The 26,206-nt window shown below is 69.4% G+C and carries 17 protein-coding genes and 1 pseudogene; 5 read left to right on the plus strand and 13 right to left on the minus strand.

What is annotated here, in order from left to right; translation table 11 throughout:
* Positions 1-407: 407 nt before the first annotated feature.
* Together E4N63_RS00005 and E4N63_RS00010 are read left to right on the plus strand one after the other, a co-directional pair.
* Positions 408-1,340 (plus strand): hypothetical protein, encoded by a 933-nt coding sequence (locus tag E4N63_RS00005; protein WP_230239564.1) that lies wholly within the window; start codon positions 408-410, stop codon positions 1,338-1,340.
* A complete protein-coding gene (locus E4N63_RS00010) occupies positions 1,337-4,000 on the plus strand; it encodes a DEAD/DEAH box helicase (protein ID WP_230239567.1) in 2,664 nt (887 codons plus the stop codon). Before E4N63_RS00005 ends, E4N63_RS00010 begins: the two co-directional genes overlap by 4 nt.
* Before the next feature lie 47 nt (positions 4,001-4,047).
* On the opposite strand, the gene E4N63_RS00015 is transcribed toward E4N63_RS00010, so the two are convergent.
* The 6 genes from E4N63_RS00015 to E4N63_RS00040 all read right to left on the minus strand — a co-directional run bounded on the left by E4N63_RS00015 (position 4,048) and on the right by E4N63_RS00040 (position 14,554).
* The gene (locus E4N63_RS00015; protein ID WP_230239569.1) at positions 4,048-4,623 is read right to left on the minus strand and encodes a DUF6262 family protein; all 576 of its coding nucleotides are present in this window, start codon (positions 4,621-4,623) and stop codon (positions 4,048-4,050) included.
* Positions 4,620-7,229, minus strand: coding sequence for a site-specific integrase (locus E4N63_RS00020; RefSeq protein WP_230239571.1), 2,610 nt, complete (start codon positions 7,227-7,229; stop codon positions 4,620-4,622). The genes E4N63_RS00015 and E4N63_RS00020 overlap by 4 nt, the downstream gene beginning before the upstream one ends.
* Positions 7,211-8,386, minus strand: coding sequence for a tyrosine-type recombinase/integrase (locus E4N63_RS00025; RefSeq protein ID WP_230239574.1), 1,176 nt, complete (start codon positions 8,384-8,386; stop codon positions 7,211-7,213). The genes E4N63_RS00020 and E4N63_RS00025 overlap by 19 nt, the downstream gene beginning before the upstream one ends.
* A gap of 181 nt (positions 8,387-8,567) precedes the next feature.
* Positions 8,568-9,263: a DUF6308 family protein gene (locus E4N63_RS00030; RefSeq protein WP_230239576.1), complete on the minus strand. Its 696-nt coding sequence runs from the start codon at positions 9,261-9,263 to the stop codon at positions 8,568-8,570.
* 336 nt (positions 9,264-9,599) lie between these two features.
* Entirely contained in the window at positions 9,600-13,238 is a 3,639-nt protein-coding gene (locus tag E4N63_RS00035; RefSeq protein WP_230239578.1) for a ThiF family adenylyltransferase, read from the minus strand.
* A complete protein-coding gene (locus tag E4N63_RS00040; protein ID WP_230239579.1) occupies positions 13,235-14,554 on the minus strand; it encodes a hypothetical protein in 1,320 nt (439 codons plus the stop codon). Before E4N63_RS00040 ends, E4N63_RS00035 begins: the two co-directional genes overlap by 4 nt.
* Positions 14,555-14,768: 214 nt before the next feature.
* Here E4N63_RS00040 and E4N63_RS00045 point away from each other — a divergent pair, with 214 nt between their 5' ends.
* Positions 14,769-14,906: a hypothetical protein gene (locus E4N63_RS00045; protein WP_230239580.1), complete on the plus strand. Its 138-nt coding sequence runs from the start codon at positions 14,769-14,771 to the stop codon at positions 14,904-14,906.
* Positions 14,907-14,965: 59 nt separating this feature from the next.
* Complete coding sequence (locus E4N63_RS00050; RefSeq protein ID WP_230239581.1) at positions 14,966-17,089, plus strand: helicase associated domain-containing protein; 2,124 nt, start codon at positions 14,966-14,968, stop codon at positions 17,087-17,089.
* A gap of 39 nt (positions 17,090-17,128) precedes the next feature.
* On the opposite strand, the gene E4N63_RS00055 is transcribed toward E4N63_RS00050, so the two are convergent.
* The 4 genes from E4N63_RS00055 to E4N63_RS00070 form a co-directional block, all read right to left on the minus strand.
* Entirely contained in the window at positions 17,129-18,970 is a 1,842-nt protein-coding gene (locus E4N63_RS00055) for a hypothetical protein (RefSeq protein ID WP_230239582.1), read from the minus strand.
* A complete protein-coding gene (locus E4N63_RS00060; protein ID WP_230239583.1) occupies positions 18,967-19,449 on the minus strand; it encodes an ABC-three component system middle component 2 in 483 nt (160 codons plus the stop codon). Before E4N63_RS00060 ends, E4N63_RS00055 begins: the two co-directional genes overlap by 4 nt.
* Positions 19,446-20,465 (minus strand): ABC-three component system protein, encoded by a 1,020-nt coding sequence (locus E4N63_RS00065; RefSeq protein WP_230239584.1) that lies wholly within the window; start codon positions 20,463-20,465, stop codon positions 19,446-19,448. The genes E4N63_RS00060 and E4N63_RS00065 overlap by 4 nt, the downstream gene beginning before the upstream one ends.
* 479 nt (positions 20,466-20,944) lie before the next feature.
* Positions 20,945-21,622, minus strand: a complete 678-nt coding sequence (locus E4N63_RS00070; protein WP_230239585.1) for a hypothetical protein — start codon at positions 21,620-21,622, stop codon at positions 20,945-20,947.
* Positions 21,623-21,639: 17 nt separating this feature from the next.
* Here E4N63_RS00070 and E4N63_RS30350 point away from each other — a divergent pair, with 17 nt between their 5' ends.
* Positions 21,640-22,620 (plus strand): helix-turn-helix domain-containing protein, encoded by a 981-nt coding sequence (locus tag E4N63_RS30350; RefSeq protein WP_268270946.1) that lies wholly within the window; start codon positions 21,640-21,642, stop codon positions 22,618-22,620.
* Between the two features lie 32 nt (positions 22,621-22,652).
* Here E4N63_RS30350 and E4N63_RS00085 read toward each other — a convergent pair whose 3' ends face one another.
* The 3 genes and pseudogenes from E4N63_RS00085 to E4N63_RS31335 all read right to left on the minus strand — a co-directional run.
* A complete protein-coding gene (locus tag E4N63_RS00085) occupies positions 22,653-23,135 on the minus strand; it encodes a hypothetical protein (RefSeq protein WP_230239586.1) in 483 nt (160 codons plus the stop codon).
* 646 nt (positions 23,136-23,781) lie between these two features.
* On the minus strand, positions 23,782-24,525 hold the full coding sequence (locus E4N63_RS00090) for an ATP-binding protein (protein ID WP_230239587.1): 744 nt from the start codon (positions 24,523-24,525) through the stop codon (positions 23,782-23,784).
* An 85-nt stretch (positions 24,526-24,610) separates the two neighbouring features.
* Positions 24,611-26,110 (minus strand): annotated as a pseudogene (locus E4N63_RS31335) (Mu transposase C-terminal domain-containing protein); the annotation flags it as partial.
* Positions 26,111-26,206 lie beyond the last annotated feature (96 nt).

Consider the following 26,206-nt stretch of genomic DNA (forward strand, 5'->3'; position numbering starts at 1 on the left):
GGCGATGCGCGGCCGGACCGATGGAGGGCGGGAAGTCCGGCTAGCGGGCTTCCCGGTACGGAAGTTGGGGAGTGTTTCGCACTCCTGGGCGGGTCCGCTGCGCTCCCCCGCCTGACGGTCCTTCCGGCTGCGCCTCCAGAACCTTGGGGCCCGCTGGCGCGGGCCGGGCTGGCTACGAGGGAGGGGGGGCGCTCGTTCGTGTGGGTTCCAGTGTAGCGCGTGCATCAAATTGATGCAGCATGTACCGTTGGCGAAAACACGGGACACCCGACCAACCGCCCGGGCGGGGCGCGAGAAGCGAGGACTCTTTGAATCCGTCGGGCTTCGAAAAGCGCTTTGAAGCGCGGAAGGAAATCCATCGTGAAGTTACTTCAGGGACGGACCCGGAGCTGATCCGCTATCGGATCGTGGCGCAGCGCACCGATCCGGAGCACCCGGGCGCGTCGGTGGTGACGAACTACGCCTACGGGTGGTCGCTCGAGGAAGCAGTCACCAAGGCCCGCAAGGCGCTGGAGAAGTCGCACGGGTTGTACGGGGACCAGGGCATGTACCGCGTGGTGGAGGTGGTCGAGGAGAGCTGGTCCAGTGAGCTCCGGCAGCAGGAGGATGCTCGGCGGCGGTATCTGACCACCATCGTGGAGAACGCCACCGCCGCCGTGCGAGGCTGTGAGCCGGACAACCCTGATGCGGAACTCCTCAGCCGCCTGGACGACTTCTTCACCCGCGCCGTCACCTTCCCCGACCCACACACCAGCGGCGTACACCCCGGGCCCCACCGGGCCACCTTCGGCTGGACCAGCGAAGAGCCCGGGATTCAGCACGGCAGCGACCCCGGCCGGGCCCTTGCCCTGTTCCTCCTGGCCTATCTGGACCACCACGGCGTGGGCGGGGGCCGGCCTTCGGCCCGTGCCGCAGAGGGGGACGAGGCGTCGGCGGAACGTGTCGAGTGTGTCCTGGACGTCTGCGGGCAGCACTACTCGGCCGTGACCGGCACCAACTCCGAGCAGTGGGACAGGGATTCGTCACGGGAACTCGTGGACATCGCCCTGCGGACCGTGCACCTGGCGGAGCCGGAGCGCTACCCGCAGGCACTCGACGCGTACCTGCACGAGCACCAGGCGCGGCTGAAGCTGCTGTGGCACCGCTACGGACCCGGCGGCATGTTGGCGGGCGAGCTCGTGCTGGTCGACCTGCCCGGCTGCTTCGTGCTGTGCGAGAGGATCGACAACAGCCCGCTCTGGCTCGAAGGGGTCTGGACGCAGAAGGGCCAGGAGGAAACCGCGTTGGAAAGGCTTCAGGACAGCTGGCTGTACGACACGGGAGAGGAGTATGGGCGATGAGCAGGATTCCGCTCAGGAAACACCAGATCGACCAAAAGTCGAGTTTCCGTAAGTGGGTCGGATTCTCTGCAAGGTCATCTGCGCCCCCTCAGGGTGCCCGTGGCACGATCGTGTCAGCGACCGGGTCTGGCAAAACAATCATGGCCGCTGCCAGTGCGCTGGAGTGCTTCCCGGACGGCCGGATCCTCGTGACCGTGCCGACCCTGGACCTGCTCGTGCAGACCGCCCAGGCATGGCGCGCGGTGGGCCACCGCTCCCGCATGGTCGCGGTGTGCTCACTGGAGAACGACCCGGTACTGAACGAGCTGGGGGTTCGCACCACCACCAACCCGATCCAACTCGCCCTGTGGGCCGCCCACGGGCCCGTCATCGTGTTCGCCACGTACGCCTCCCTCGTGGACCGCGAGGACTTCGAGCACCCGATGGGCCAGGGACGCGTTCGCGGGCCGCTGGAGGCCGCCCTGGCGGGCGGAGAGCGCCTGTACGGACAGCGCATGGACGGTTTTTCGCTCGCCATCATCGACGAAGCCCACTCAACCGCAGGCGATCTTGGCAAGCCATGGGCGGCGATCCACGACAACGCCCGCATCCCCGCCGACTTCCGGCTCTACCTCACCGCCACCCCACGCATCCTCGCCGCGCCCCGGCCGCAGAAGGGCGCGGACGGCCAGGAGGTGGAGATCGCGACCATGGGCCAGGACTCGGAAACCTACGGGCCGTGGCTGGCCGAGCTCGGGCTCTCGGAGGCGATCGAGCGGGGCATCCTCGCCGGATTCGAGATCGATGTCCTGGAGATCCGCGACCCCTCCCCCATCCTCGGGGAGTCAGAGGAGGCGCAGCGAGGCCGGCGCCTCGCCCTGCTGCAGACCGCACTCCTGGAACACGCCGCGGCGTACAACCTGCGCACCATCATGACCTTCCACCAGAAGGTGGAGGAGGCCGCGACGTTCGCGGAGAAGATGCCAAAGACGGCAGCCGAGCTGTACGTCAACGACGCCTCCGACGACGACCTGGCGGCCGCGGACCGGCTGCCGAAATCGTCCATCGACGCGGAGTTCTACGAGCTGGAGGCCGGCCGCCACGTACCCCCGGACCGCGTGTGGTCGGCGTGGCTGTGCGGCGACCACCTGGTGGCCGAACGACGCGAGGTGTTGCGGCAGTTCGCCAACGGCGTCGACGCCAACAACCGGCGCGTGCACCGGGCGTTCCTCGCCAGCGTTCGCGTGCTCGGGGAAGGCGTCGACATCACGGGCGAGCGCGGAGTGGAGGCGATCTGCTTCGCCGACACCCGCGGTTCCCAGGTGGAGATCGTTCAGAACATCGGCCGCGCGCTGAGGCTGAACCGCGACGGCTCCACCAAGGTCGCCAGGATCATCGTGCCGGTCTTCCTGGAGCCCGGCGAGGACCCCACCGACATGGTCGCCAGCGCCAGTTTTCGCCCTCTTGTAGCTGTTTTGCAGGGCCTGCGCTCCCACGATGAACGACTCGTCGAACAGCTCGCCTCCCGTGCCCTCACCCACGGGCAGCGCAAGGTGCACCTCCGGCGCGACGAAGACGGGCGGATCGTCGGGGCCGGCGGCGAGGTGGGCGAGGACCAGGAGCAGGACGACACCGGTGGTGCGGTCGAGTCGGCACTGCTGCACTTCTCCTCTCCTCGGGACTCGGCGACGATCGCGGCGTTCCTGCGCACGCGGGTGTACCGGCCCGAATCCCTGGTGTGGCTCGAGGGCTACCAAGCCCTCATCCGCTGGAGGGCGGAGAACGAGATCACCGGCCTCTACGCCGTCCCGTATGACGTTGAGGTCGAGGTCGGGGTCACGAAGGCGTTTCCGCTTGGGCGCTGGGTCCACCAGCAGCGGAAGGCGCTACGGGCAGGGGAACTGGAGGAACGGCGCAAGACCCTGCTGGACGCCCCCGAGGCCGGGATGGTCTGGGAGCCCGGCGAAGAAGCCTGGGAGACCAAGCTCGCCGCGCTGCGCTCATACCGGCGGGCCACCGGCCACCTCGCACCCCGCCAGGACGCACTATGGGGCGAGAGCGAAGCCGAGGGCCTAGTGCCCATCGGGCAGCACATGGCCAACCTCCGCCGGAAAGGCGGCCTCGGGAAGAACCCGGAGCGGGCGGCAGAGCGCGCCAACCAGCTGACCGCGATCGACCCGGACTGGAACTGCCCCTGGCCACTGGACTGGCAACGCCACTACCGCATCCTCGCCCACCTCACCGAGGACGAACCCGGCGGTGTCCTGCCTGACATCGCACCCGGCGTACTCATGGACGGCGACGACATCGGACGGTGGCTCCAGCGGCAGACCCAGCCGACCGCCTGGGCGCAGCTGTCGAGCGAGCAGCAGGAGCGGCTGACCAAGCTGGGCTTGAAGCCTGTTGAGGCTCCGGCTCCGACGGCGAAGCGCTCGGCGAAGGGTCCGAGCAAGGCGCAGCAGGCGTTCCAGCGCGGACTTGCGGCCCTCGCGCAGTGGGTCGAGAGGGAGGGCCAGCGGTCGGTTCCTCGCGGCCACAGCGAAGAGATTGCGGTCGACGGCGAGGCGGAGCCGGTGGCCGTGAAGCTGGGTGTGTGGGTCTCCAACACCAAATCGAGGCGGGACAAGCTCACCCAGGACCAGCTCGACGCACTGCGGAAGCTGGGCATCGACTGGATCTGACGGTCGTCGGCAAGATCCGTCCCGTTCGGCAATGATCCGAGGCTGGGTCAGGGGCGCGGGGGCGGTGTGGTGAGGTACGGGGCGAGTTGGGCTTCGAGGTCGGCGATGCGTTTGTCCATGAAGCGGTTGTTCTGGCGGGCGCTGGTCAGTCGTTCTTGAATCTGCTGGTTGTCCTGGGTGAGTTGTCGTACGCGCTGCTTCAGCGTGGTGTTCTCGGTGACGATGCGCTGAAGTGAGCCTTCGGGGAGATCGTGTTCGAGGTCGCGGATCTTGCCGAGGAGTTCTGCGATGCGGGTGCGCTGGGTGCGGATTTCGCGCTGGGCTTGGGTGAGTGCGTCTTCGGCGTTGAGTGCACGTTCCTTCCAGGCGGGCTGTGCGCGGCTGCCGCTGCTGGAGACTCCGGGATGGGGTCTGCTTACGCGGTTGGCCTGTTCGATCAGGGCTCTGGCCTGCTGGTTTTGATAGAGGAAGGTGCGTGAGACGCGGGCGGTACGGGCGAGGGCTGCGACGGTGACAGGCGTGTGGTCGCGTGCTGCGGCCGTCAGGGCGGTCTGGAGGCGTTCGAGCATCTCCTGGGTGGCTTGGCGGCGGGCTTGGACGGCCGCGTCGGTGCGGGGGCTCATGGCTGTCCTGTGGTGTCGTCGGGGGCCTGCAGTGCTGCGAGGTCCCGGGCGCGGAAGGCGGTGCTCCAGGTGCGGTGGAAGTAGTCCTGGGGGCGCCGCAGGTCGAGAGTGAGGGCTTCGTCGAGGATGCCGAGGGCGGCCAGGGCCTGTTCGAGTCCTTTGATGGCTTTGGCGGTGGGTTCGAAGACGGTGTGGAGGTAGTCGGCGGTGGCGTCGTCGGGGGCGTTCTCGGCGATGGAGCGCCACTGTTCGGCTTTGCGTCGCCAGTAGAGGAGGTCTGCGCCGGAGAGGACGAAGTTGTCGCAGTTCTCGCAGTCAAGCTTCCAGGGGCAGGCTCCGCCGTCGACGACGGGTTGGTAGGTGCAGAATCCCCCGTCGGCGGGGGTGCTGCGGCGGGAGAGGTCCAGGGCCAGGGCGAGAGCTGTCTCGCGGTCGATGGGGATGGTGTCGCCGGAGAGGAGTTCGCCTGGGTGGGGTGCGCCGGGCCCAGCTACCCAGACGGTGTTCAGGACGTCTTCGAGGTCGCTGTTGGTGATCTTCACGTAGTGCTCGGCCATGCGCTCGGAGAGCTGGCCGAGGTAGCGGCGGATGTGGGTGAGCGTGGCGCCGGCGCGCAGCAGGTTGGTGGCCAGAGTGTGGCGGGCCTGGTGGGCGACGTAGGCGCCGCCGAGGTCGAGGTCGGCGATCCAGGTCTTGAAGCGCTGGTTGAAGTGTCCGTAGGAGATCGGCTGTCGGCCGTTGGGGTTGCGGACGCGGGAGGGGAACAGGGCCAAGCCGGGGCGTTCAGCGGCTGTTGGGGTGCGGCCGTAGCGCTTTTCGAAGCGGTGGAGTGTCTTGGTGCGGCGGGCATCGAGGCACTGGTAGACGGGCTCGGGGATGCGGATGCCCTCGTTGTAGTTGCCGACCTTGGTCTGGTCGTGCCACAGCATTGCCAGGCCGCGGTAGCGGCCGATGCAGTCCAGGCGCAGTCCGACGACCTCGCTGCATCGGCGCCCGGTGGCGACGATGGTCTCCCAGATGTCCCGCAGGCCTCGGTCGTTGAGGTCGAGTTCCTCCAGGCGGCGCAGGTTGGTCTCGTCGGTCAGGGCGCGGGCGACGTCGTCGCTGAAGGGGTTGCGGGAGCGCTGTTTGATGCCGGTGCCGCCGAAGGGGATGGCGGTCAGGAAGCCGGTGTCGATGCCGAGGCGTTCGGCGTGGCCGGCGGTGATGGCGCTGTAGAGCAGCTTGCGGGCCTGGTTGAAGACGAACTGGCAGCTCAGATCGGTGACGGTGGGGGATCGTCCGTCAACCAGGACCATCCCTAAGGACGGCAGGCCGTGGCGGGCGCGGTGGCGCTGGTCGGCGACGAACCGCTCGGCGTGCTCTCGGCGCAGCGCGGTGGGGTCGTGGCCGGCGGCGGGGGCGTCGGCTTGGAGGAAGACGCCCAGTTCGACGGCGGCGCGGCGCATCTGGTCGAAGGGGCCTCGGGTGCGGGGGCACTGCGGGGACCGGAGCAACTCGGCGAGATGGTCCCAGAGCAGGTCGCGCAGCCACCGCTGGGAAACGGCGGTGATGTCGAAATGGCTCTGGGCGTTCTTGAAGCGCCGTCCGAAGTGATCTGTCTCCAAGAAGCCGGCGTCCTTGGTGTCTGAGGGGCTGTAGTAGACGCAGCGCAGACCGTTGACGACTTCCCAGATGATCTTGCGGACCTCGGAATCCATCTGCTTGCGCATCAGGCCTGCGTAGCCCTCATCGTGCAGGTCCATCAGGGACGTGATGCTGCCTTGCCAGCAGTATCTGACGAGGTTCCTGATGCCGTTGGTGGTCCACTCGGAGTGCTGCGCGGACTGGGCATGGGCGTGCAGGCCCCACTGGATCTCGGCCCGCACCAGCGGGGGCAGGCAGTGGAGGTTGACCAGTCCTGGCTGCGTGACCGGCTCCGCAGTGGCGCACCATGCGCGGAATGCCTTCTCGTCGCCGTAGGTCACTGGGAGCGGTCGGCCGTCTTTGAGGGGGCCGCGTGAGTTTTGCGACCGGGCTCCTCCCGGGCGGTTGTCTATTTTATACCGGTTCAGGTGCTGGAGGCACAGCCCCAGCGAGGTGCAGGCCAGGAACGGGCACCGTGCCGTGCACAGGCCGTAGCCGGGAAGCGGGTGCTGGGTGCGGGTCCAGTGCTCGAACTGGTCTTGGTCCATGCCGGCTGCCTCGCCGTACTGCCACCTGGTCTGGTGCTGCTGGCACAGCCGGGTGGTGGGGCTGATCGCCGGGCGGTCGGGGCAGATCAGGCACCGGCCGTAGTCCACTCCCCGCGCGGCGGGCAGAGCGGTGGCCGCGTCCATGAAGGCGCGCTTGGTCTGCCCCGTTCGCTCGGCCTGCTCCCACTCCAGGTTGTGCGTGTTGCACAGGTTGTGGCTGACCCGGCGGATGCGCAGGCAGCCGTCAACGGCGCACTGCCAGGCGTAGACCGGGTGCTGAGGCGGGATGAAGATCAGCGTGTCGCGGAAGAGCGGGTCGAATGCGGGGGCCTCGATGAGGGCTGTGAGCAGTTCGAGCCGGTCACGACCGATGCGGGTGGTGTCGGTGCGGCCGGGCAGCAGCGTCAGCGGGATCACGGCTGTGTCCCCCACACCTGCTCCAGTGCCGCGGCGAAGACCGGGTCGTGGACGTCCACGTGGCCGTAGACCTGCTCGACGGTCGCGGCCGAGGCCCAGCCGCCGGCCTCCCGTGCGATCACCGCGTTGCCGCGTGCGGCGTCCAGCACCGCGGTGGCGAAGCTGTGCCGGAAGGCGTGCGGCACCACCCGGCCGATCTGAGCACGGGCCGCGGCCCGGCGCAGCATGCCGCGGGCGGCTGCGGTGGTCCACGGTTGGCCTCGGGAGGGGCCGTGCAGGCTGACCAGGAGCATGCCGTGAACGGACTGGGCGGGGTACTGGGTGGTGATGTACTCGAAGTAGGTGTGGATCATCGCCGGGCTTGCCCGGCGCACCGTCCCGCCGCACACGGTGCTGTCCTGCCCGGTCCAGGGCGTCTTGGTTTTGACCCGGGCCCGGTTGGCGTTGTCCTCGCGGTGGCAGATGTGCACATGCGGCCCCCGGCACTGACCGCACGCGGCCTGCTCGCGCAGGTGCAGGTCGACCAGGCGCAGCCCGCACAGCTCACCGATCCGGAATCCGCCGTCGGCCAGCCACGTGACCACCATCCGGTCCCGCGCGCAGGAGGCCGCCCCCAGCAACACCTCCCGGGCGCCTTCGGGCAGCATCTTCGGATGCCTGCGCACTTGTTCGGCCGGCGCGAGCGGGTTGGCAGGCATGCTGTGCAGGACGTGCCCGAGCATCGCCCTCCGCCTGTCCGCCCGCGTCGGCAGCCGTGTCACACGCAGCGCCTCTGCCAGTGACGGGTTCACGCCGTGGGTGCCCAGGTGGAGGTAGAAGCCCTTCAAGCAGGCTGCCGCGGTCTTCAGCGCGCTGTGCCCGTACGGGCGTTTGTTCTGTCGCCACGGCAACCCGAACGGCCCCGGATAGTCCGCCCCGAGAGCCGCCATGTAGTGCCGCAGGTCCTCAAGCGACACCGACCCTGTGTCCAGGCCTGCAAACCGCAGCCACCGCAGATGATCCACCAGCACATACGCATACGTCCGGTCCGTACCCGCGGCGCAGGTGCGCAGGAACCCGTCCGCCTCCCCCACCACCGAGCAGTCCGCGTCCACGACCGTGTAACAGACCCGCCCGCCGGCACGGACGATCTCCTGCACCCGTAACTGGCCCACCACAAGCCGACCACCCACCCAGCACCACCCTCCGAACCGGAAACCACCCGGTGGCGGCACCCCGGCCCCGAGTCCACACCCTCCCCACACCCGCGGACCACTCCACCCGAACGTCCCACACACCCCAGCAACGGTTGGTAAAGTCCGTCACCCTCACACGCCAGAACGCCCCCTCGGGCCGCGCTGGGGGTTGGCATCCTCAGGGGCAGGGGTGGCCCAGAGCACGGTGGTTCATCCACACCGCCACATCGCACACCCGCAACGCACTCACCGTTTCGGGCAGCCCTGCGGCCTGCCTCAGCTCCAGCAGCTGGCGGTGCAACGCAGCGTCGTCCTCGCGCAGCGCGGTGTGGAGGGCGAGCCAGAAGGACGACGGCCGGCCGACGGCGCAGCGGACGACGCGGTCGTAGACCGGGAGCAACCGCGGACGCTTACGCGCCAGGATCTTCCCCGCGATCACCCACCCGACATCGGGCTGATCTTCGAGCAACTGCCAGGCCTGGTCCGCCGGCGAGCCGTCGGCCACGACAACCGCTTCGGCATCAGCCATGTCGATGTCCCTGGGAATGGCCTGCAGCAGACCGGACAGCCGCACACCGAGGCGGCCCTCCAGGATGTCCAGCGCAACAGGTGCCGGAACGGTCACCGACAATGTCTGCACCGCGATCAGGTCCTCCGCCGTGATCCGGTCAGCGACCTCCGGCCGGTCACCCCCACCGGCCAGATGCTCGAACCTACTCCCGGTGAACGGCACCGTGCCGGGCGGCAGACCGAGACCGAAGTATCGCCGCAGGTCACCGACAACACGCTCGGCACCCAGCACCATGCGCAACCGCTGCCCCAACGGCGAAAACGCTCCGTCAGGAACATCCGACGCTGTGGTGGGAGAGGTCATGAGGACTCCTTCATCGAGATCGTGAGCAAACCAGCAGGGCGGCCAGGTGGGCGTGTCCACACCGAAGCAGCTGTCCTGTGCCACAGCCGTCCTGCCGCGGCGGGCACCGCCGCGGACGACAGCTTGTGCTCGCGGAGTGGCACAACCGGCTTGCGGCCCGTTCGGGCTCTCTCCAGCAGAGCCGCATGCCCAAGGTATGAAGCCGTCGGCGGGACACGACCGGCGAAGAGCGGGGGTGCGGCCGGGGCGTGCGCAGCTCAGGCTATGGGGGTGCCGTGGCCGGCAACCGACCGCAATCTGCACGAGAAGGGCATCCCCTACCGCTTCGCTGCTGCCTCAGCGGTGCACAGACCGCAGATACATCGGCAGGACGGTGCGCATGAGCTGTTCGCCGCGGGTGGTGATGGCCTCGAAGTCCCTGCGGGCCATGGCGGCGAAGTTGGTCGGGTAGGAGGCGACCGTGCTGCGCGGAACGAGGTCGGCTGGCGGCGCGGGCAGGCGGTCGTCCTTCATTCCGAGATAGGCAAGGGCGAAACCGTCGATGCGTCCACTCGCGGCCCACTCGTGCAGGCGGGCGCGGGCGGAGTCCTGGGCCTTGCGGTGGACGGTGGCGAAGGAGCGGCTGAGGCGCCCGAGCATGAAGTGCGGTGCCTTCAGTGCGAGTTCCCCCAGGCCAGCATCGCAGGAGATGATGAAGGGCACGTCGTAGACGTGCTGGGTGTGGTGCGGTGAGCGTCCCGGTTCGAGGACAGACAGGCCGAGGTTGTCGTAGACCCCGCCGTCGGTGAGCAGCACGGTGTGCTGCTGGTGGTGTCCGTCGCGGTGCTGGAAAGTGAAGGTGCTTTCCAGGGCCGGCAGGAGCGCGGGGTAGGCGGCGGAGGCGGCCACGGCGGTGGCGACGTGGACGGGCTCGGTGATGGTGCCGTAGCGGGAGCAGCCGCTGCGGGCGCTGCCGAAGCGAACCGCGTTGGTGGTGACCAGGTCGGTGGCGGTCAGAACGACGTCGAGACCGGGGTGGGTGACGTCGGCCAGGGTGGTGGTGCCGAACGCCTTGTGGGCGAGGACGGCGGCCAGGGCGTCGGTACGGTTGGCGGGGCGGGCGACGGTGACCTGGGTGGTGCGGGTGAACAGCTGGCGGGTGCCTGCACGGGCGGCCGCGGTGAGGTTGCGGGCGGCCGCGGAGGGCTTGAATGCCTGGCGTGCGATGTCCAGTTGCAGGCCGGAGCGCAGCAGGTCGGTGGTGCGGGCGTCGAAGTCGGTGAACTCTTTCGGGCCGTAGGCCCACAGGGCGGCAAGGAGGGAGCCGCCGGAGATGCCGGAGACTACGCGGATGTAGTCGAGGAGATCGCGGTCGTGCAGGGCGCGCAGGCAGCCGAGGTGGAAGGCGGCGGCGCGGGAGCCGCCGCCGGACAGGGCGAGGCCGATGGTGCGGGTCATGAGCGGGAGCCCTTGCGTGGGACGGGGACGGGACTGTGGGAGCGGGTGGAGTAGCCACCAGGCCACCACTGCACGGGGCCGAGGTGAGCGGGTGGTTGCGGCGGGGGCGGCTCGGCCGTGACCGAGGCGGTGCGGGCGGCGAGGTGGGCGTAGGGTCGGGGCTGTCCCCGGTGGCGAGCCACTGGTACCAGACGGGGGTGGTCCTCCGGCGATGAGGACGAGGGCGCGGGCGGGGGCGTCGTCCAGCGGGAGGGTGAGGCTGGTCATGGCGGCGCGGTCGGTGGCGCTGGGCTGGGCAGCGGTGTGCGGGTGGGTGTGCCACATGCCCAGGAAGCGGCTGATGTTGCCGGTAGCCTTCCGGCGGGCGGTGAGGTGGCCGCTGACGCCGTCCAGGCCGTGCTGGAAGTAGGCCTCGGTCAGCAGGGAGTCGGGGGGCGGGCCGGTGGCCTCGTCGATGAAGATCACACCGGTGGCGTCGTCAACGGCGCCGAGCAGGGTGCCGCCGGTTTCCACGCGCGGGCCCCGCACTCGGGCGCCGCGGCGGGCTTCCGCGCGCATCTCGGCCAGTGCGGCGGGGGTGATGCGCACGTCGTAACCGGTGGCCTCGTCCGTGGCGAGGGTGTCGTTGGGCCAGGTCAGCCAGCGCGGCCCGGACGGCTGGGTGCTGGTGGGACCGGTGGGCATGCGGACGATGAGGACGGCCATGGTGTGCCGGTCGGCGGGTTCGGCCAGGGCGTGGAGGACGCCGGTCGCCAGTTGTCCGGCCAGTGCGGTGACGTCGGTGGCCGATCCGGTGAAGGTGGCGTCCGAGCAGCCGGGTTCGGGCTGGAAGAGCTCGGTCGGGGGTGTGGTGGGGAAGAAGTCGTCGATCAGGTCGTCGAATGCGTGCGTGGCATCGGCGTGCGCGGCCAGCGCGGTGCGCCGCAGGACGTCCGTGCCACCGCCGGTGGCACCGCGGGGTGAGATGGCGGCGATGCCGCGGGTGGCGTGGTGGCCGATCATCAGTGTGGCCAGGTGGGGCCAGGGGGCGGTGTCGGTGCGGCGGGCGCGTTCGAGGTGGGCGCGGACGATGCGGTTGGCGGTGCAGTCCCAGATCAGGTCGAAGGTGTGCAGGTCGAGGGCGGACAGCCGGGTGGTGACGTTGCCGACGAGGGCTTCGACGCGGGTGGCGTGGGGGTCGATCCGGTTGAGGCGGTCGGCCAGGACCCTCGCCTTGGAAAAGCCGATGTCGGCGTCCGTATAGGGCTGGCGGGCCAGGATTCCGGGGTGGACGAGTCCGTAGTCGGCGACGGTGAGGTGCGCGGCTCCGGCGCGGGCGCACATGTCGGCGACGGGTGCTCCCAGGGCGCCCGCGCCCAGGACGAGGATGCGTTTGCCGCGCAGCCGGGCCGCGGGGCTGGCGTGGTCGCGTCGGACCGTGACCTCGGGCCGGGCTTCGTAGACGCGCATCCACCGGGTGCTCTGGCGGTCGAGCCAGTCGGTGCCGAACCGGACGACCTCGTCGCCGAGTTCGGCCAGGTACGCATGCCCGCTGAAGGCAGTGTCGGCGGCCAGGCGCCCGACCTGATCGGCGAAGTCGGGCAGGTGCCAGGCCACCAGGTGCGTCCGGCGCGGCCCGTCGCCGGCGATACCCCGCGAGGGGGTGCCCAGCAGCAGGTGCACCGGCGCGGCTGGGGTGTCCTCGTCGTGCCCGGTCGACGCGGTGGCGTCGGCGTCGGGGCACAGCAGGGTGCGGTTGTGGCCTGCGACGAATCCCGTCAGCCCCAGCAGCAGGCGCGGCGTGACGTGGTCGCGGGCCAGGGACTCCACCAGCTCGCGCGCGGTGAGCGGGTACTCGAACGTCAGGTGCTTCGTGGTGACGACGACGGGGGCGAGGAAGGCGCGGGCGCTGGCCGGCAGCGCGGCGCTCTCCCGCAACTGTTCCAGGCTGTCGGGCCAGGGGTCCTCGACGGCGAGCCAGCCCACGACGTCGCATCTGATGTCGTTGACCTGGTGCAGTACGGCGGCGCCCAGCCACGGCCCGTCCGGTCGTGCGACGGGCGCGTCGTGGCGGATCACGAGGAGTCCCGCGGTGTGGTCGGTCAGGGCGTTCGGGGGGTGCAGGGGTTCGCCAGGCCGGTCCAGTTGTCCCGCGGCGGCCGCCTCGAACCAGTCCAGGAGGCGGGTGATGAACCCGTACATGCCGTCGGCCGGATCCCACTCGGTCGCCGTCGAGCGGTACAGGCACAGGTGGCGGCCCCAGTTGACGTGCGGGGCGCCAGCGAAGCGGGTGTGCCGGGTTTGCACGCTGGGGGCGATGAAGGGGAAGTTGGGAGGGATCCGCAGGGTGACCGCCTCGACGCTGCGCAGCCGCAGGCCGTCCTGGGTGGGCGGCAGGTTGGCGCAGCCGACGCTGACGCGGGCCTCGACGTACCCGTCGGCTGTGGCGGCCACGTGGGTGGCCGCCACCGATCCTCGAGATGCCTGGACGATCCGGTGCAGCTGGTCGAGGGCGATCTGCTGGCCCTCGGTGAGTTCCAGGGTGGTGCTGTCCTTCACGCGGCACCGAATCCGATCTGTACCGCGGGCTCGGCCTTGTCGCCCCTGGCCTGCTGCACACCGGCGCGCGCGGCCTCCGTACCCCGCGGGTGCGGCAGGCCGGCACCGGCAGCGAAGGCTGCGGCCGGGTAGCGGGAGACACCCAGTGCGGCCAGCAGCTGGCGTCCCCCGCCCGCGGCCTCCAGCATCCGGACCTTGTTCTCCAGATCGGCGACGTCCACCAGTTCGAGGCCCAGGCCCGGCTCCAGGGCGAAGACCACCGGACGGGGTTCCTCCTTGGAGGGGTACTCCCCCGTGCACAGCACCTCGTAGTCGGTGATCGACGCGTAGGCGTCCCGGGCCAGCAGGTGCGGCGGGTTGTTGCCCTTCTCGTCCTTCTCGCGGAAGGGCAACGAGCTGGCGATCACCCGGGCGTCCGGACTGGCATGCGCCTGGAGCAGGTCGAGAAGGTCCTGCTTGAGCTCCTCCTTGCCGTCCTCGCCCTCGGCGTACATGGCCTTCTTCGAGCAGTGGTGCGGGGAGAGCAGCACGTCCCATTCCACCCGGTCCGAGTTGCCTGCGGCCTCACTGTTCTCGAAGATCATCTTGATGATGGGGTAGGCGAGGTCGCCCAGGAACAGCAGTCGGCCGACTGTGCCGTCACTGGCCTTCATCTGTACCTGCAGGGCCAAGGACGTGTCGTTGCGGTCGCCGGCGCAGTGGTCCTTGAACGGTGCGTGGACGAACGCCTCGAACCGGTCCTCGACGTCCTGGCCGTCGATCTTGGTGATCACGTCGCCGGGGAAGGTGAAGTACTCGTCGGGCAGTTCGGCGTAGGAGTGCAGTTCGCGGTCCTCGTCGTAGCCGATGATGCGCACCCGGTCTCCGCTGGCCGGCTCCTTGCCGTCCTTGACGGCCTTGAGGGTGGCGTCCACACGTCGCTCGACCTCGTCCTGGAAGCGCTGTGCGTCCTCGCACATCGGCTTGTCCTCGGACAGTTCGCGCCACAGCCGGGGCGTCGCCCAGATCTCCCCGATCAGGATGGAGCTCTCCAGAAGGTCGCCGAAGCCGCAGCAGTGGTCCGAGTCGGCGTGGGTCAGGGCGAAGACCGCCAGGTAGGGCGTCGTGCCGTCGGGTCGCGGGAGGGTCTCCTCCAGGCGGTCGATGACGGCGGCGACCACCGCATCGTCCTCGTCGGCGGCCTTCATGTCCCGCAGGTCCACCTGCATGACCAGGTTGTCGCCGACCACGATCGTGGTGGAGTCCCCCGTGCCCACCGGCCAGAACACCACCCCCTGCCCGGGAAGTTCCGTCTCCACCATGTCGTACCTCTTCACTCGATCTTGATCAACTAGCGGGAAAACGGGACAAGTTAACCCAATGAACAGATCTACCACGCGCCACTGACAGCGCCGCCGCCATCGGGCCGACGGAGACCGACACGAACGCCTCCCCATCGCGCACGGCGCCCCCTTGCGCCGGCGAACAAGTACCCATGCCGCCCGGCAGTCCGAACCAGGGGGTGCCCCGTCGCGTTGGTATCGGCGTCGTATGCTTCGACACTTCCACCGGCTCGCCGTCCACGGCGACGGTCACCGTCTTGTGCTGGTCTCCTGGTGCTGGGTGTCCGCCGTCGCCATGACGACCTCCCCGAAGAACCCCGACATCGCGAACATGCACGACACCTGAAACGCCAGCTCAGCGGCATTCCCAACACGACTTCAGTCGGTAAAACGGACGAGGGGCACATGACGGCCGGAGACATGGGGCGGCCGTGGGCGGCGATCCACGACAACAGCCGGATCCCTGTCGACTTCCGGCTCTACCTGACCGCCACCCCGCGCATCCTCGCCGCGCCCCGGCCGCAGCGCGGGCGGGGCGGGCGGGAGCTGGTCATCGCGTCGATGGAGGACGACTCCAGCACCTACGGCACCCGGATTTTTGATCTTGGGCTGGCGGAGGCGGTAGAACGCTCGATCCTCGCCGGTTTCGAGATCGACGTGCTCGAGATCCGCGACCCCGACCCGATCCTCGGCCTGTCCGAGGACGCGCTGCGCGGCCGGCGCATGGCCCTGCTCCAGGCCGCACTGCTGGAGCACGCGGCGCAGCAGAATCTGCACACCAGCATGGTCTTCCATCAGCGGGTCGAAGAAGCCGCAGCGTTCGCCGAGCAGATGCCGCGCACGGCCGCCGAGCTGTACACCGCTGAGACCTCCGCGGCGGCGCAGGCCGGGGCGGAGGAGCTGCCCGCGTCGTCGATCGATGCTGAGCTGTACGAGCTGGAGGAAGGCCGGCACGTGCCTCCGGACCGGGTATGGGCGGACTGGCTGTGCGGGGACCATCCCATCGCCCACCGGCGTGCGGTGATCCAGCGGTTCGCCAACGGCATCAACGCCCAGAACCGACGCGTACACCGGGCGTTCCTCTCCTCCGTACGAGCCCTCGGAGTCGGCGTCGATATCGCCGGACTGCGCGGGGTCGAGGCCGTGTGCATCGTCGGCTCACGCAGCTCCCAGGTCGACATCGTCCAGAACATCGGACGCGCCCTGCGCCCCAACCCCGACGGCACGACCAAGACCGCCCGGATCATCATCCCCGTCTTCCTCCAGCCCGGGGAGGACCCGAAGGACATGATCGCCTCCGCCAGCTACCAACCCCTCGTCGACATCCTCCAAGCCCTGCGCTCGCACTCCGAACGCATGGTCGACCAACTCGCCTCCCGCGCCCTGACCCGCGGTACCGAACGGCGGCGCATGCACATCCGGTCCGCCCCTGCGGTCGGCCCGGAGAACGGGGACGAGACCGAGGAGACCAGCGAGGCGCAGCAGGAGGTCGACCGGCTCACCTCGGTCGTGGTCAACTTCGCCTCCCCACGCGACGCCGCAGATATCGCCGCCCTCACCCGCTGCCGCGTCATCCGGCCCGAGTCACTGGTCTGGCTGGAGGGCTACCAGGCTCTGGTCCGCTGGCGCGCCGAGAACGAGATCACGGGCTTGTACGCCGTCCCCTATGACACCGAAACCGCGGTCGGGACGACGAAGGCGTTTCCGCTTGGCCGATGGGTGCACCAACAGCGGAAATCACTGCGGGCCGGTGAACTCGACCCCCACCGCAAGGAACTCCTCGACGAGGCCGGGATGGTCTGGGAACCCGGCGACGAAGCCTGGGAGAACAAACTCGCCGCACTGCGCGCCTACCACCGGGCCACCGGGCACCTTGCGCCGCGTCAGGACGCGGTCTGGGGCGAGGGCGAGGCGATGGTGCCGGTAGGGCAGCACCTGGCCAACCTCCGGCGGAAGGGGCAGAAGAACGGTCTGGGCAAGGACCCGGAACGGGCCGCAGAGCGCGCGGCGCAGTTGGCGGCGATCGACCCGGACTGGGACTGCCCCTGGCCGCTGGACTGGCAGCGGCACTACAAGGTGCTCGCGGACCTGGTCGACGCCGACGGCGTGCTGCCCCACATCGCACCGGGTGTCGTCTTCGACGGCGACGACATCGGCAAGTGGCTCCAGCGGCAGAAGAACGTCGGCACCTGGGCGCAGCTCTCCACCGAACAGCAGGAACGGCTGGCGAAGCTGGGCGTACAGCCCGACCAAGCCCCCTCTCCCGCCCCGGCGGCGCGTGCGGGGAAGGGCCCGAGTAAGGCGCAGCAGGCGTTCCAACGCGGCCTGGCGGCCCTCACGCAGTGGGTCGAGCGGGAAGGTGACCGGCCGGTGCCGAGGGGGCACAGCGAGCGGCTCGCGGTCGACGGCGAGGCGGAGCCGGTGACCGTGAAGCTGGGCGTATGGATCTCCAACACCAAATCCAGGAGGGACCGGCTGGACACCGACCAACTCGCCGCCCTCGCAAAACTCGGCATGGACTGGGCCTGACCAAGGCACGCACGGCTGTCCGTAGTGGGCGGCCGGTGCTCACTGCGTGTCTCGGGGCGGGAAGAATCCCTGGCGTTCCGAACCGTCCACGCTGAATGCGTGGACGGTGGCACGCCCCCTGATGTCCGCTGGCGGTGTCGGGTTCTCGATCACGATGACCTGGCCCGGCGGGTTCTCCAGGAGGTCGCGGTAGAAGTTCTCGGCGACGTCGGCGGTCATCAGCTCGGGACGGTCCTCGTGCGGGTCTTCGGGCCGGCGGTAGGTGAGGACCGGCGTGTCCAGCACGACGAAGCCCGGGTGGATCAGGTCGCGGGCTGTGTTCCGGCGCGCGAGTGATACTGCGAAGGCGGCGTGGAGGATGGAACGCATACCCCTGCCGCGGCTCTTTCGCGGCTGTCCGTCAACGGAGAGCTCGGCAGTCGTCGGGTCATAGCGGACGCGATTGTTCCCTGGAACATGCCAAGCTTCCAAAGTCTCATGAATCATGCGCTCGAAGTCGGCGACGTCGGCGGCGGGAATGCCGTCGGGACGGGCAGCCGGCAGAGCAGGAGCCACGGTTGACAGCGATGCCTTGAGGTCTTCGAGCTGCTCGATCTGAGCGTGCAGGGCAAGCTCGCTTTCGACCCGTGAACGGGCATTCAGCAATTCGGTGGCATCCATGTCGACCGGCTGCATCCGTTGATCGAGTGCGCGGAGCTCCGCAGCGTTGTGCGCGAGCTCTTCATCTCGGGCGGCGCGGGCCGACTCTATGTCCGCTGCCTGCTCTTCCAGATCTTCGATCATGAGGAGCAGGTCGCTGAGCAGGTCGGTTGTTTTTCGGGTCTCCACAGATACAGACGCTGCCAGCTGGGTGCTCTCGGCGGCGTGGTGCTCCAGGTGCTGGTGCTGAGGCTCGGCGCCGCAGAAGACGCAGGTCCCGGTCTGGAAATAGCCCAGGAGATTTCCGGCCTCACCGACCATCTGAAGCCGGGCCAAGTCCGACTCGTACTGCTCCTTCAGCAACGCGAATCGCGCAAGCAGCTGCTGGACCTCGTCGCCCCGCTGCTGGGCCGCAAGGTCAATCTCTTCCAAGCCCCGGCGGTCACGCAGAAGGCTTGTGCGGACTTCAGCAAGTTCGACGGCGGCGGCGGTCACCTCGCCGAGGGCCGCCTGCAGGCGGCCGAGCCGCTCCCGCAGTTGCGACTGGTTCGCCTCCATCGTGAGCTTCCCGCGGCTCTCATCGATCAGGTGGTCGATGACCGCGATCTTCCCCTTGCCGAACTGCTTCTCCAGATTGCTGGGCGCCGCAGGGCGCTCCGGCTCCTCCTCTCCGCTGAGGAGGAGTTTGAAGACCGATTTCTCCCTCGTCTCGTTCTGAGGCATACGGGTGCCAAGCACAGGGGACCTCTGGTCAGCCATGCGTGTGTCGTTGACGACGGCCAGGCGGGCCAGGTCCCGGAAGTTGAGCGGCAACGCCTTGCCGCCCGAGTTCTGGAGAACCCTTCGGCCGTCGATCCCCAGCACGCCCAACAGGTAGCGGGAGATGTTCTTCTTCGACTTGGAGCTGTGCTTGTACCCCAGGGTCTCGTCGGCCGGCTCGGACGGCACGTCCCGGAGGTCGCGCTTGAACACCTCGATGGTGTCACCGCCGACGGCGCGGGACAGGGTCAAGCTGCGGCCGTCGCTCATACGCAGGCCCAGAAGGATACGGGTGTAGCCGTCGTCCTCGGGGATGGACTTGAGTTCGCTGGCGCCCAGCATGTAGTCCACGGCCTCTTCGACGTAGGACTTACCCGTGTCGGAGGCTCCGTAGATGACTGTCAGGCCTGGGCTGAAGTCCACTGCCGCCGGGGGCCTGTCCATGCCGAGGAAGGTCAGGTGTACGAGCGTCAGCCTGTTCACAGGACGTCCTCTTCTCCCAGGTCGGCGAGGCTCACGTGGATGCGATCAGACCAGCGCTGGGTGATCTGCTTCATGCCCTCGCGGACGTCCGTTCCTTCATGCATGTAGGTGCTGGTGAGCCAGTCGGCTCGTTCGATGAGCTGCCCTACGTAGGGGGCCTCCAGGGCGCTGAGGAAGCTTGCCGCCTCGTCCGTGGCCCCGTACATGAAGCCGTGGTCGGTGGTCGTCATGTCGGCGAGGCCAGCGCGCAGCAGGACCATGAGGCCCTGCTCGATGAGGCGCCGGCGCAGGCCGAGCTCGCCAGGGCTGGCGGGGAGGTCGGGGTGGAGACTCGCTGGGCCCTGGTCGAGGTCGCCGCTGTGGAGCATGGCGTGGTCCAGGTAGACGAGCTGGGCGACGTCCAGGCGGCGGGGGAAGGTCTCTGACAGGAGGATCAGAGCGCGCATCCCGGCCTCCACGGGGCTGTTGAGAGCGGTCACTGGGTCTCCTCTTTGCACCAGGTCAGCCGGTCGTCGTTGGCCAGGCGATGGCACATGCCCTTGAGGTCGATGACTTTCACCACGGGGGCGAGGATGTTCGCCGGGTTCGGTGTGTGAGCGACGGCCGCGTCGAGCACGGCTTCCAGGCGTGCGTAGCCGCTGGCATAGTCGCGGTCTTCGATCTCGATCACGGCGTCGTACAGGTCGGTCTCGATCGCGGTGTAGGTCGCTTCCGGGACGCTCTCCTGCGCGAAACGCCACAGCGACTCCGCGTGGAAGAAGGCGGCACGCTGGCGGAAAAGGTGGCCACTCACCTTCGCATGGTCGCGGGCCTCTTGCAGCGTCTCCAGGGCGAGGCCGTGCTTCGCGTTGTAGGCGTCCAGCAGCTTGCGGACGTAGACGGCTTCGTGGGGTGCCTGGTCGGGTGGGGCCGGGTCGGCGGCAGGGCGCGGCTTGAGCGGTTGCGGGAAGCGCCTCACATGGTGGGGGGTAGCAGCGTGCAGTTCGAGAATCTCTTCGAGGTTCCTGGCTTCGAACATCGAGAAGTCCGTCGCCTGCGCCAGCGCGCCCACGGCTGTACGCATCTCCGGGGTGAGCTTGGGCTTGGTCCCGAGCTTGGAGTCCTTGTCGTCCCACGCCGCGAAGAACTCGTCCTTCAGCTGGGGCGGGTTGAGCAGGAGTCGTTCGAGTCCCGTGCCGATCTTTGGTGCGACGAAGACATAGCGTGTGGGCAGCTCGTACGTGCCGAGGATCTTCGCGACGAAGATCTTCACCATCTCTGGGAAGGCGTCTGATTGCCCGAGCGGCTTGAGGTAGTGCTTGCACTGGTAGCAGTGCCACTCACCTGCGGTGCCTTGCTCGGAGAGACAGGCTGCGACGTCCGCTCCGCGGTCGCCGGCCCCACCCATCCGCTGAACTCGGACGTAGGGACGGCCAGACCACGTACCGAACTGGTGGACCCACTCGACGGTGAAGTCCTCCCAGTCGTCAGCGTCGTAGATGTATTGCAGGTACACCTGAGGCGTGGGCAAGGGCGCGCTCTGGGTCGGCGGCGCAAGCACGACGACCTCTGGCGATTTGAGCTCCGGAAAGCCGTCGAATACCGGCCGGACTCCATCCCTCCCCGGCTCAAGCCTCCCTGCCACAGCCCACCCCGGCCCCTACTGCCATGCACGATCACTCACGGTAGTGATATCACCCATGGTCCGTCAGGAAGGCACCTGAGCAGCCTCACCCCTTGGAGTTGGGTGGCCGATCACCCTGCGGCCGCGGCCGGGCCGCGCCGAACCTGGCAGCCACGTCCAGGCGCAGGGCCGGATACAGGTAGACCCCGCCGCGGTGTCGACGGACATGTGAGCGCTGATCTCCCCGACGAGGCTGGCTGGACGAGGGTGGTGTCGAGGACGTCGCACGCGCCCAGCCCGACCGTTGGTCGGCGTTTCGCAAGTCAGGGGTGCAACACGCTTCGGATGTTGCAGCGGATACCCAAGGGCGGCTACCGGCGGCGCGGGATGGTCATCCTGGCCTCCGCCAAGACGACGCCGGTCACCGAGGGGCGCTCTGTGCGTCGACGCATGGCCCTTGGGCGCGGAAGCGCGCGCGGGTTTCCGGCCAGGGCGTCGCACTGTCGTGGCCGGAGCAGCCGGCGCCTCCGCAAAGGGCGTGAGCCGGGCATTGGCTTTCCGTTGTGCAGTGCCACCCGCCCGTACGCCTCGTAGCGCTCGCGGCCGTCCTCGCCGTCCACCAGCTCGTTGGCGAGCTCCTGCTTGGTCCAGCGTGCGAGATTCTCGCCCGGATAGCGCCACCTCCTGAGGATCATGGCAATGATCTCCGCCTTGGAGTGGTCGTCCATCAGAGCGTTCCTCCGCTGGACGAGTTTGTTACGGAGCTCGACTTCGGCTGGGGAAAGCGGCGTGACCGCGTTGCGGATGTACTCGGGGTCCGTGTCCGCTTCGAAGAGCATGACGCAGTGATCGTGCGGCACAGGGACGGCGATTTTGCCCGGAAACTTGGCCTGCGACTCGGCGGCATCACGTACCCAGTTGAGGGCTTCGTGGTAGCCGAGGTCTCTGCCCTGCTCGCGTGCGGTGCGCTGGAGTTCGCGGGCGCGCTGCTGCTCGGTGGTGCGCTTGGTCATGGACGGGTCCTCTCGGCACCGGGTTCTCGCCCCCACACGGCAACCCCGGCTCGATGGATCGTCAAGGTGTCCGTCGATCCCGGAAGACCTTTCACCAGTGGTCCGGGCAGTGTGGGTGTCCGGGTGCGGTGTGGGCGTCGGCGAAGCCCAGGGCGTCAGCCCCGCGGGCAGGATACCGGCTCGGCCGCCGGCTCTTCGCCCTCGCCGGAGATGCGGGCGACCAGGGCGGTGGCGCTGTCCGCGTACGGATCGATGGCTCATGTGCATACCGAAGGACAGCACCGGGACGCTGGCGACTCCGTCGTGACCCGTGCCGTCGGCTTGTCGCCGGTGCTCGTCCAAGGGCTCATATCTTGCGGCAGCCAGTGCTGTCCCGAGAATGCAAGAACGGGCAGGCAGAGGCAGGCGACGTGGAAAAACTGACACGACGGACTGCAGATGCCGGCCCTGGCGGCTGGCCGCTTCGAGAGGCGGATGTGGGACAGATCGAGCAGGGGTTGGAGCGCGCATTACGCACCCGGCCCGTTCCTGCAAGCACCGAGGCCCGCCTGCGGTTTCTGCTGGCATCACACGGTGGTTCCACTCGGCGGGTCGCCACCGTGCTGGGGGTGTCGCAGCGCACCGTGCAGCGGTGGATGACGAAGAAGCCAGGAGCGCGTCGTCCGCCGGGTCCGCTGCAGGTGCAGGCGATCGAGGAAACGGTCCTGGCCCGGTGGCAGCCCCGAATACGGGCCCGTCGACGCGCCCAGGCAGAGGCGGAGGGCTTCGTCTTCCATACCAGGGCGCGATTCGGATTTGCGGCTCCTGCAGGCTCCTCGGACGACCCGCGGGTGCGGTGGATCACCCAGGATCTGCCGGGAGAGGTAGCCCGGGAGCTGTTCGCCGCCCGGGACGCCGGCGCGGGCGAGCAGCAGCAGACGGTGATCCTCGCCCGCGCGCTGGGACACGCCTACTTCCGCGAATGGGGCCGCCGGGCCCACGGTCTGCACATCGCTTTCAGCGACGTCGAGTTCGTCGACTTCTCGATCGGCTGAGCCTGCCCCTTCGAGCGACCGCGACAGGGTGTTCAGCGTCGCGAGGGCCTGACGCGACTGGCCGGCATGGCTTCGTATCGCTCGGCTTCCCGCCGCTCGCGCCAATCCCACTCCACACGGCCGACCGGGCCTTTCCGGCGGGCTGTGGGCGGCTGGGGCGGGCGCAGCCTGGCCGTCTCCGCCACACGCAGCAGGTGCCCACGGTCACCTGGCGCGGCGAGCAGTTCCTGGTCCTCGCCGGAGACGAGACGGGTGAAGCAGACCGCGGCCCGCAGGAAGACGCCGGCCCAGGGTGGTACGGGGTGTGCGGCGCAGCCGTCGGTGTAGCGGGCGCGGTCGTGCAGGGCGAGCGTGGCCGCGGCAGTGTCGTAGTCGCGAGGGCGGGCGGTAGCGAGTTGCTGGAGGGAGGCACCGGTGAACAGCGCGGCGGCAAGGGCCGCGGCCAGGCGGGGATGCGCGGTCGCCGCGTGCAGCCGGTGGGCGATTCGCTGGGCGGTGGACGCGGTCAGAGGCACGGGCGGTGGACGGTGCCGCCAGATGATCGGGGGCGGCGTGCACAGGTCGGCGCAGGGGCGGGGGCTGTCGTAGGAGACGAGGCGTTCCAGTGCAGGCAGAGTGAGCCACCGACCTGTCGGCCCGGCGGGCTCGTCTACCGGCAGGGGTTCGGTGATAGGCGTGCCGTAGTAGTGGCGGCGGGGCGGCCTCGAAGTCGGCGGTGAGGGAGTAGTCGGCCGTCTGCAGGGCCTGGTGCAGGGCGGCGGGAAGGCGGGGGCGGTGGCAGACCAGGCTCAGGTGGACACCGGTGAGGGCACGCAGCTCCAGGAGGCGCATTGTGCGGCGGGTGGTGAGGCGGTGGGCGCGCAGGACGGTCAGCCGGGTGACGGGCAGGGCGGTCATCCAGGCGTTGGCGGCTTCCCAGGCGGGCTGGCGCCCGGCGGGGAAGCGCCCGGTGAGCAGGGGCGGTTTGCCCAGGGCGGCGAGAAGGTCGTGGGCGAGGCCGGTCTCGCTGGTGGTGCCCGGGCCGGGGTGCAGGGTGATCCGGCCGGACGACGGGTGGTGGGCGGCCAGGGCAGTGCGGGTGTGGAGCACGTCGTCATGGCGGTCGATGACCACGGTGACGGGCGGCAGCGGCGGGGCCGGAGGCATGGGCTGTGTTGGTGGTCAGGCGAGGCGGCTGAAGGCCCAGCGCAGCAGTTCCTGGTCCACGCGGGGGCGGCCGGTGCGGGCCAGGGCGGTGCGGGTGTGGGCGGTCAGCTGGGCCCAGGCGCGGAAGTTGCCGTGTGCGGCGTGGCTGTCGGCGAACGTGATGTCGTCGGGGTCGGCGTCGGCCCAGATCGGGTGGAACAGCGGGATGACGTCGAGGACCTCGTCGGGGGTGAGGCGGGTGAAGTGCTGCCAGATGAAGATGCGGGAGGAGAGCATCGGTTCGCGGCGCAGCACGGTGTGGCAGCCCTCGCCGCCGACGAAGATGATCGCAAGCTGGGTGGAGGGCTCGTCCCACAGGTAGCGGAAGTACTCGAATGCCTCGCCGTTGAGCCACTGTGCTTCGTCGACGAGGAAGGTGCGGGGGCGCTCGGCCAGGGCGGTCTTCAGCAGACGGTCGAATTCGCTGGGGTGGCGCGGCGGCTCGCCGGCCAGGTCGAGCGCGGTGAACAGCTCGTAGCGCACCGCTCGGGCGGTGGGACGGGCCCGGAAGGTGATCTTGCGGACGTCCTCGCCGGGTTCGAGTTCACGCAGGCAGGTGTTGACGGCGAGCGTCTTGCCGAAGCCGGCGCCGCCGTGGATACACATCATCGCGCGGGCGGCGACCGTATCGCCGATGTTCTCCCGTGCGGTGAGCAGGGCGCGGGTGGTGACCACGGAGGCGTCGGGCAGGTCGACGTACTGGTAGGTGGCCGCGGTCACGAGGCGTCTCCGTCTTCAGTGGTCTGAGCGGTCGATCCGGGTACAGGCCCGGGGGCAGGTTCGGATGGGACAGGAGCAGGCCGGCCGGGCGCGGTCCGGGTGACGAGATGGCGGGGTGCGCCAGTCGGCTGGGGGCGCGGCGGGCGGGATGAGGTCCGGCATCGCCAGATCGGACAGGTCGGTGCCGGCGGCCTGGGCGAGCTCGGCCTCGGCCTGCGCGGTGGTCAGGGTGCCGAGCCGCTGGGGGGCCTCGGGCTGGTTCACGGCGGCGTAGCGCTCGCGCTGTGAACCCTCCAGGTCCTTCTTCAGGCGGCGGGCTCGGGCGGCCCGTGCCCGCCGTACAGCGCTGACCTGTTCCTCGGTGGCCTGGTCGGCCAGGTCCGCGGGACCGAGGTAGCGGCCGGTGAACGCGTGGTAGACCTCGATGCGGTGGTCGTGGTGGGGCATGAAGCGGATCCGGACCTGGAGCCCGGACTGACCGGTCATCCACGGCCCCACATAGTCGCGTTTCCTGAAGCGGATACCGCGGGTGGTCAGTGTGCGGGTGCCGGCGTCCTCCAGGGTGAACGTCCACAGATCCGCCGCGGCCACGTCCCGCAGCAGGGTGGGATCGTCCTGCCACGCCTCAAGCGGGGTCCTGCCCCGCAACGGCGCGGGCTGGTGTTCGGTGTTCCACCACGACGTCCAGGCGAGCAGCCGGGTGGTGAAGTCCTCGAAGCCGAGCAGCACCTCGCCCTTCGGGCGGGAAGAGCGTTTGCCGGGGCGCGGCTGGCGGGCGTATCCGGGCAGCGCGGCCAGGAACATGCTCTCCACCGCCCGGTTCAGACCCTCCACGGTGCCCTTGAGGTGCGGGGTGTAGGCGGGCAGGTCCTCCATGGTGACGTCCAGGAGATCGAACGCGGCGGTCACCGTCCTCGACAGGAAGTCCTTGCCGCGGTCGACACGTACCTTCTCGGGCAGGCCGCCGAACGGGCCGTAGGGGTCCTCGCGCAGGACCGCGGAGCAGCGCGGCCAGCACCGACTCCCGCGACGGATGCACCGGCGTCACCGCGACACCGGTGATCGCGTTGGTGGCGCAGTCGGTGAACCACGTGATCCACGGCCTTCGGGCCCTGCCCTCGACATCGACCAGGACGGGGGCCTGCATGTGGTCGGTCTCCCACACGTGGTTGCGCCAGCCCCGCGGCCGGGCCAGGAACACATCGTGTTTCCGCGCGGCCCGCTCACCACCCGCGAGCCCGGCCCGCTCCCCCGGCGTCAGATCCCGCTGGACCGCCCGGTGCAGCGTCGGGATCGAGGGAGGCGGATCCCCCTCGCCCCTGGCCGCGCGAGCGGTCAGCTCACGATGCACCGCTGCGACGTTTCCCTTCCACAAGGCCAGCAGACGGCGCACTTCGGGGGTGACGGAGAAGCGGTTTTTACTCTGGGCCCGTGCCCCGGGCTCCGCAGCCGCTGACTCGTCACGCTCGGCAGCGGCAAGCCACCGCCACACCGTGCGCTCGGTCACTTCCAACGACTGAGCCATCAGCCGCACATGCCGCGTAGTCAGTTGCTGGTCCTGCCGCAGGGCGAGCAGCCGGCGCACGGCAGGGCCTCGCAGCGCCGACAGGGAGGAGGAAGGCAGGCCTCCCCATGCCCGGGCCCGACCCGTGCGCGCCGGAGCGGGAAGCGTCCTCTCCCG

This window comes from Streptomyces sp. MNU89, assembly GCF_020982505.1.
Lineage (GTDB): Bacteria > Actinomycetota > Actinomycetes > Streptomycetales > Streptomycetaceae > Streptomyces > Streptomyces xinghaiensis.

Bases quoted from the DNA above. Each gene is read 5' to 3' on its own strand.
- E4N63_RS30350 (WP_268270946.1), top strand. From the start codon at position 21,640: ATGGATCGTCAAGGTGTCCGTCGATCCCGGAAGACCTTTCACCAGTGG.
- E4N63_RS00010 (WP_230239567.1), top strand. From the start codon at position 1,337: ATGAGCAGGATTCCGCTCAGGAAACACCAGATCGACCAAAAGTCGAGT.
- E4N63_RS00030 (WP_230239576.1), bottom strand. From the start codon at position 9,263: ATGACCTCTCCCACCACAGCGTCGGATGTTCCTGACGGAGCGTTTTCG.
- E4N63_RS00015 (WP_230239569.1), bottom strand. From the start codon at position 4,623: ATGAGCCCCCGCACCGACGCGGCCGTCCAAGCCCGCCGCCAAGCCACC.
- E4N63_RS00045 (WP_230239580.1), top strand. From the start codon at position 14,769: ATGCTTCGACACTTCCACCGGCTCGCCGTCCACGGCGACGGTCACCGT.
- E4N63_RS00050 (WP_230239581.1), top strand. From the start codon at position 14,966: ATGACGGCCGGAGACATGGGGCGGCCGTGGGCGGCGATCCACGACAAC.